We start from the raw sequence: 6,674 nt of genomic DNA on the forward strand, positions 1-6,674 counted from the left end.
GTTACAAGCGACCGGATACCTGACTTCATTTGAAGAATGCCTTGGACCGATAAATCCCCCCTTCTTACGAGAATGTCACCAAGAACCTTTGGTGGATCCCTTTGCAAATAGACCGATAGTTCACCGCCCAGAACCATCATTATCGCATCCAGGTGGCTTACTCCGTATTGCCGCAACCCTGAAAATGCTTCGTTAAGGCTAACCAAATCTTGAGATGAGATGCCTTTGCTAGATATAGCTTTATTAGCCAAGCTATCTAAGAAGGTCTGTGGTGCTGCTGGCGTAAATACCCAGTTCCTATTTCCATCGACATTCGGTCCGCGAGCTGCTTTTAATAGCCCCTGAGCGGCCAAGTCATCTCCGACCTGACGGCTGATACCAATAATTCGACAGAGGTCATCCAGACTGATCAGGCTCGCCAGATAGCTCTTAGCCTGATCAACATTCTCTGCAGTGTAGTTACGGTATTTCTTCTCTATTGATTCCAACGTGACTGGCTTGAGAATACCCATGCCCTCAAGCCATTGAATTTTCTTTGGGCCAACTTGCAAAAACTTCCCTGTTTCTTCCCGGCTCAAAGTTTCTTTTTGGCGACCCGTTCCCCAGACAGATGTACAACCTTGATGCTTTACTGTTTGATCGTATCCACGATCCCTGAGGTAGTCCTTAAAGGTATCTCTAAAGAGCTGTAGAGATACACTATATTCAGTACCATACAGCCCCTTGTAGAGCGCCCCGAATGCCCCCTGGAGGCCCGCGCTTTTCTTTTTGGAGCTCAGCAGATGTGCACGATAAACATCAATCTGGTTCCAGAAGTTATAAGGCCAATTATCAAGAAGCTTTGCAGCTTCCTCCATTAGCCCAGCACACGCCTCTAAAGACAATCCTGCCAAACGACTACTTTTACGGCTGTCTAACTTAAGGAGCACAGCTCCCAAAAGCGAAATCACCTTGTGAAAATCGACCACATCCAGCTTGGCCATAGAGGTAAATGGTTCTGGTAGATTTTTAGAAATCGCAACACCTGAAGAGCTCTCAAGTGCTGACATCAAAAGTGAAAGGGGAGCTGAGTTAACAGAATTGGGCTCTACAGAGCTCAATTCTTCCCCACAGCGACAGTGACAAAGTGTTGTACGGGACCAGGATAGTTTTCTCCCGCAAGTAGGACATACCCCTATTAAAGCGCAGTGATGTTTTGGACAGTGCGTATAACCAACAAGATCCCACACCTGTTTATGATAAGGTTCTTCCTTTAAACACTGGGGGCATAGCTTACTTCTCGATAGATCGATAAGTTCTCTATCAAGCTTCTGCTCACCAAATCCCAGAATGGAACCTTTAGACGATTTGTCTGATTGATAACCTTTTTCTTTAAGCTTATCGGCTGAAGTATGCAGACACGGTTCAAGCACCTCAGAGTAATTCGCGAGCTTCACCAAGCCAGAAGCGCCACGTACATCTAGGCCTAACGCATTTGGGACAACACTGATGGAACTATAAAGGTTTTCACCTGATAGCCGTAATAAATACCCATGAAGGCTTTCACCAGCTTCAAGTGGTGCAGTTAGTGGGATGGACAATCTCATTGTACCATCCCCAGAAAAGGATTTCCGTTTGATTTTTCTTCTCTATTTGCCAGTTCAATAAAAGCTTCATTTAACGACGAGGGGCTTAAACGGCTTTCTTTATTCCAAAACGAAATTTCCGCGGCACGTTCAATCAACCTTATTGCACGACCTCGTAGTCTACTGCTTGCGATCCAGAGAGCCTGGGCCATTTTCGGTTCATCAAGATTACTATCGCCATGGAAGGGCAACTCGTTGGAGATGACATGCAAGAAATGAAGCCAGTCTTCCCTAGCTTGCGCATCACCTGATTGATTTTGATTAAATTCCAAACGCCCCTTCAGACGCCTTTCGAGTTGCTCATTTTCTGTAAAGACACTGTTCAGCCTATCAAGCCCAGTTAATAAGATTGGCACCTTCCACTCATTAAGACCGTTCTTAAGCCAATCGGCCACATCATAAATCACACTTTTCTTTTTTGTTTCGACAAAGTGCTGGGCTTCGTCAAAAACGATTAAATCAATACCTTCTTTTTCAAGCACGTATTTTATTTTCATTGAAAGCTGAACACCGGTTGAGCGCGTGTTCGCCCAACCAATATCTCCAAGGCATTTTAGAATTTCTTGTGTGAATGCTTTAATAGAGCATGACGGCGGCACATCTACTCTCAAGATTTTCAATTCAGGGTTTCTAGATATAAAGTTCTGAATAAAAGTCGTTTTACCTGCCCCAGAATCCCCAATCAGGCACATACAAGACCCTTGCCGGGATTGTTTTTCCGACATGATATAATTTAATAATCTTTGATGGGCGGAATGTGTTCGTTGGTTCTCAACAAACACATTTCTAATTTCAGCGATCTGATTAAATTCATATTCCATTTTTTTACTCCTTAAATTAAACGTGAGTAAAAAATAGGATCATTTCTCAATTTTATATTTGTTTGAATAATTTTCGTAATTAACCGAAAAATTAAATTCATTTTCTTCTGAATTAAGCGTTTTATTTGAAACACTTATATTTTCAGAAAATCCAAATTCTGAAGCAAATTTATTGCTAGAATAAATATCATCAAATCCATTTGATGAAGCCGGAATATTTTTTTGAGCCTCTTTAATTAATTTATCCGGATTACTAGAACCCGCTTGTAAGAATGTTCGTTTCGCAGGACTTTTCCAGTTCTGGCCCTCAAAAAACTCAGCCTTACGAAATAGTCTATCAACACTATTCTTATTTTTGGTTTTATTATCCGCTCTTTTCTTAGTTATTTGTCGATGTTGGAAAGATTTCAAGCCATGGGTATATTCTTGATCACACGCGGGCACTGAAACAAATCGACCATTCTCAGGATCCTTAAAAAATATTTTACTTAAGTTATCGGGGTCGTAACGAATTTCAAACGGATGGCCTTTTGGATAATTAGCTCGGTAATATCCCAAGTCATCCATATTATAAAACAAGCCGGATACCTCAAACCCAGTTGACTGAACTGTTCGAGTTATTTGTGGCATTAATTTATATTTAAACTGTGTTCCTAAATTAAGGTAACCAGACATTCCTTGCTCCACGCTCGCATTCCATAATTCAAGAGGAGTTTGGTAAATGCCGCCGTGCCATTCATTTGGATAAATCTCTGTAAAATACTCCTTTGTCATAGCCTCGAATTCATCCAGCGTTAAACTAGCCTCTTTAACAGAATCATAATCTTCGCGTAGCTTTACATCACCAAAGGTCGTGCCTTTAATCTGATGAAGATAGCTCGTGTTAAGAGTTCTAAAATAACGTTCGACATGCGCTTTTTGTATAGGATCACCTGCCTCACAATATTTAATAATACAATTCATCTCAAAAGAGGCTTCAACCATTTCTTTTGAATGAAACTCTGCGCCATTATCAAGAAGCAACATTTCAGGGGGATTAAACGTCGGTACCAACCCATTAGGATCAATGACATCCGACAAACATTTACCAATGCTATTAAAACTTGGCTTATCAATTGAGATATAATAGCCAACAATCATCCTTGTATACTGATCAAGAGCGATGGTTAACCAAGGCTTCACAGCTATACCAGCGCCAGCTAGGACCATAAGATCCATTTGTGTGTGGTCCATCTGAACGCACTGCATAGGGCGAGTTACAGGGGCAGAAGCATAAAATTGCTTAAACTTACTATCCGCTTTAGCCTTCCCATGTTTAGTGACACATAAACTGTAAGGATCTCTCTTTTTAATCGCGCGTAACACCGTTGATTCGCTAGGCAATTTTACTGCATGGGCAGGGGTAACCTTCTCATTGTACTCAGTAAGTACTCTAAACACTTCCGCTCTAATTCGATCGACAGTAACCCGCTCTCTTCGCATATAAATGCGGTCAATCACATCATTAATCGTATCAATCACTTTATGAGGCAATCTTGACTTGCGGTTGCCTTTTCTACTATCTGCTGGAAGCAGGGACCGAATATCCTGGCCACTATCCGCATACGCTTTCAACCATCGCTGAAGAGTTCTACAGCTGATTCCTTTTTTCAGGTTATCCTCAAACTGAATTTCCTCAATCGCGTCATAAAGTTCAGATTTGTTATAAGGTCCGAGGCCAAATTTTGATTGTAGACGGGAAATATATTTAAACTTGTTACGAGCTATTTTCTTTTCTTTTTCAGGATAGGCGTCAAAGGTTTTGGAATGAATACCGCCATCAAAAAACCAACATTGGTTCTTAACCTCTATTTCTCCACTTTGAGAAAATGCAACAAAATCTCGAGTACAGAGACTTATTACCTCACCAGTGTCGATACGTTCTAGCTGGATATTTCCCTTTACTTGCTTGATCGGGGTATAATTTTGACCCTTAAAAGAAATTTCAGCATTTTTAAACAGACTAAGATTTTGCATCATAATTCCCATAACTTAGCCCTCCGCTGCTGTGCTTAATGAAACAAAAGATGCAGATGTTAATTTTTCCGAATGGTCGATAATTAGGTAGCCAGCCCAAATTAGTGCGTAAACAATTGGCATCGGTAGATAGGAACTAAGCTCTTTGATCGTAACCTCATGACCTGGCGCCAAGTAATCCCTTGCAATCACCTTATGATCTTCAGTTACAGGTACCCGTACATATCTGAGCAGCTCTTTTGAATTTGGTAGCCGTGGCTCTTGCCTGATTTCAAACTCAGTAAAGAGTTTATAATAGTGGCCTTGCTCTCTATATACCTCTCCAACTGCGGCGTAGATAGCTTCCGTCTCCTTGTTTTCAAGCCTCTCATAAGGCTTCACTTCAAAGAACTCCTCGACACCATCCCGTAAGGTCACAAAATCTACAGTGTTAGTGTGAGACCTTTGATGACGAGTATAAGTGACCTGCTTAGGCTGCTCACAATAAGCCTGTACGAAAGGATCAGCTTCAAACAAACAAATGGCATCAAGTTCCAGTGTTGATTCATAACCGATCATTCGGTTCATTTTCGTACTTGGGAAATATCCGCAATATGTGCCCTTCTTTTTACGAACAGGGTTACGAACGGGTGTGTAATCAAAATTAATCATTGTTTTCTCCAAACTTCATTTTTAGTTCAGAAAAAATAGGGTGGTTTTTGAAATTTATTTTTGAGCTATATTTTTGTGTGTTTAATTAATTAAACAATTAAATACCTGCTGTTTTTTTGCCCTATTTTTTTAATTAAAATAAGCACAGCCAAGACGAACCTGGCTGTGCTGAATTATTTTAATCAACAAGTTAAATCAACGAGTTCAGGCACTTTTGAAATTGAAATAAATAGATATTTAATTGGAAAAGAATTTTCGGAATTAAATATTTCTTCCCCCATTTCACCCGCAATATATTTTTTAATTTTAAATTCCGATTTTAAATGATCGGCCTGAAGTAATTTCTCATACTCCTCGATTAAATCGGCGACCATTTGTTTGGCGTCTTCTCTGGCAAGGGCCTCGGCAGCATTATGTGCCGTACAACTCTTTATACTGTTTGCTAGGGAAAAAGCCTCTTCAAGCCATTCACTCGCTTCGACCAGCCTTTCACGCTGAGCCTTAGGAAGGTTATTTGGAACAGTCCAAACAATGTCCCAAATTTTTTCTGAAAGAATAATATTTATAAGAGTTTTATTCATAAGAAATTCCTATAACGGTTTCAGATGAATTAAACATAGGGTCGTATTTTGGGGATTTTGATTTTTTTTATATTTTTAAAAACAGGTCAATTATTATTAAAAATTACGATCGCCAAGCTTATTAATTTATTGTTTTAAAATAAAATTATAAATCGATTTAAAATATTAAAACCTCTTATTGTCATCACTCAAATTATTTTTCATTAAACTAGGGTGTAAACCTAATTCAATATCTTGCTGTACATGATTTTTATAATTCATAGCTCCGAATTAGGGAGTATAATACTGGCAAAATTTGATTTAAGCGATGAAGAATGGTTTGTACCTGCAAGTCCCACCACCTCCAATTCGGAGCTCTTCGGAAATAATCTGTTCATAATCATAATTCCATTCTACTCCACATATCCCTGCATTCCATCAGCATCAGTTAGAAGACCGGCTATAGCATCATCAGACTGCTCCAGAATAAATTGCTTAAGAAACTTAGCGATGCGCATATTTAGTTTAAAGAGCGGTATAGCCATACCGTCTTGTTTCTCGAAATAGGCTTTGGCTTTGTTTTTATCCACTGTCGCTTTTAGCGCGTCGAAGCGGCCAAAGCTGTTTAGGTTCTTCTCGTTAACATTGTCAGCCATTAACGCACTAAGCAGATTATGATCTAAGCCAAAGGCGTTCACTAACGCGTTGAACTGCGCGTTTTCGGCGTTCTCTTTATAAGTGTTGATGTAGTCTCTAAAGCTGTGACTTTCAATCAACTGCGCATCGCCGCGCTGTAGGTCGTTTAAAAACAATTTCGCGTACTTTTGCTCGCCTTGGGTGAGCGAGGAAAACGACTTATGTAACTCATTAAGGGTGAGTTCAATGCTGACTTGGTCTTGATGTTGATTTAGCTCTTTTAAATATGGGGCTGACCCAGATAACTCAAAAATGAGGTATCATGGGACACATGCGAAAAAGCCGTCTGAGTATTTATAAACAAG

6 protein-coding genes are annotated in these 6,674 nt (G+C 40.0%); all 6 read right to left on the reverse strand.

All coding sequences use genetic code 11. From position 1 onward, the window contains the following. A partial coding sequence (locus Q0241_RS06545) for a TniQ family protein (RefSeq protein WP_299374954.1) occupies positions 1 to 1,586 on the reverse strand: 1,586 nt, incomplete at its 3' end. Further along, positions 1,583 to 2,446, reverse strand: a complete 864-nt coding sequence (locus tag Q0241_RS06550) for a TniB family NTP-binding protein (RefSeq protein WP_299374956.1) — start codon at positions 2,444 to 2,446, stop codon at positions 1,583 to 1,585. The genes Q0241_RS06550 and Q0241_RS06545, both read right to left, overlap by 4 nt. 39 nt (positions 2,447 to 2,485) lie before the next feature. Further along, the gene (locus Q0241_RS06555; RefSeq protein ID WP_299374958.1) at positions 2,486 to 4,474 is read right to left on the reverse strand and encodes a DDE-type integrase/transposase/recombinase; all 1,989 of its coding nucleotides are present in this window, start codon (positions 4,472 to 4,474) and stop codon (positions 2,486 to 2,488) included. Positions 4,475 to 4,477: 3 nt separating this feature from the next. Continuing rightward, positions 4,478 to 5,113, reverse strand: a complete 636-nt coding sequence (locus tag Q0241_RS06560; RefSeq protein WP_299374960.1) for a TnsA endonuclease N-terminal domain-containing protein — start codon at positions 5,111 to 5,113, stop codon at positions 4,478 to 4,480. Positions 5,114 to 5,295: 182 nt separating this feature from the next. Further along, positions 5,296 to 5,694: a hypothetical protein gene (locus Q0241_RS06565; RefSeq protein ID WP_299374961.1), complete on the reverse strand. Its 399-nt coding sequence runs from the start codon at positions 5,692 to 5,694 to the stop codon at positions 5,296 to 5,298. 392 nt (positions 5,695 to 6,086) lie between these two features. Beyond that, entirely contained in the window at positions 6,087 to 6,623 is a 537-nt protein-coding gene (locus Q0241_RS06570; protein WP_299374963.1) for a hypothetical protein, read from the reverse strand. Positions 6,624 to 6,674: the final 51 nt, after the last annotated feature.

This window comes from uncultured Kiloniella sp., from assembly GCF_937128705.1.
Taxonomy (GTDB): Bacteria; Pseudomonadota; Alphaproteobacteria; order Kiloniellales; family Kiloniellaceae; genus Kiloniella.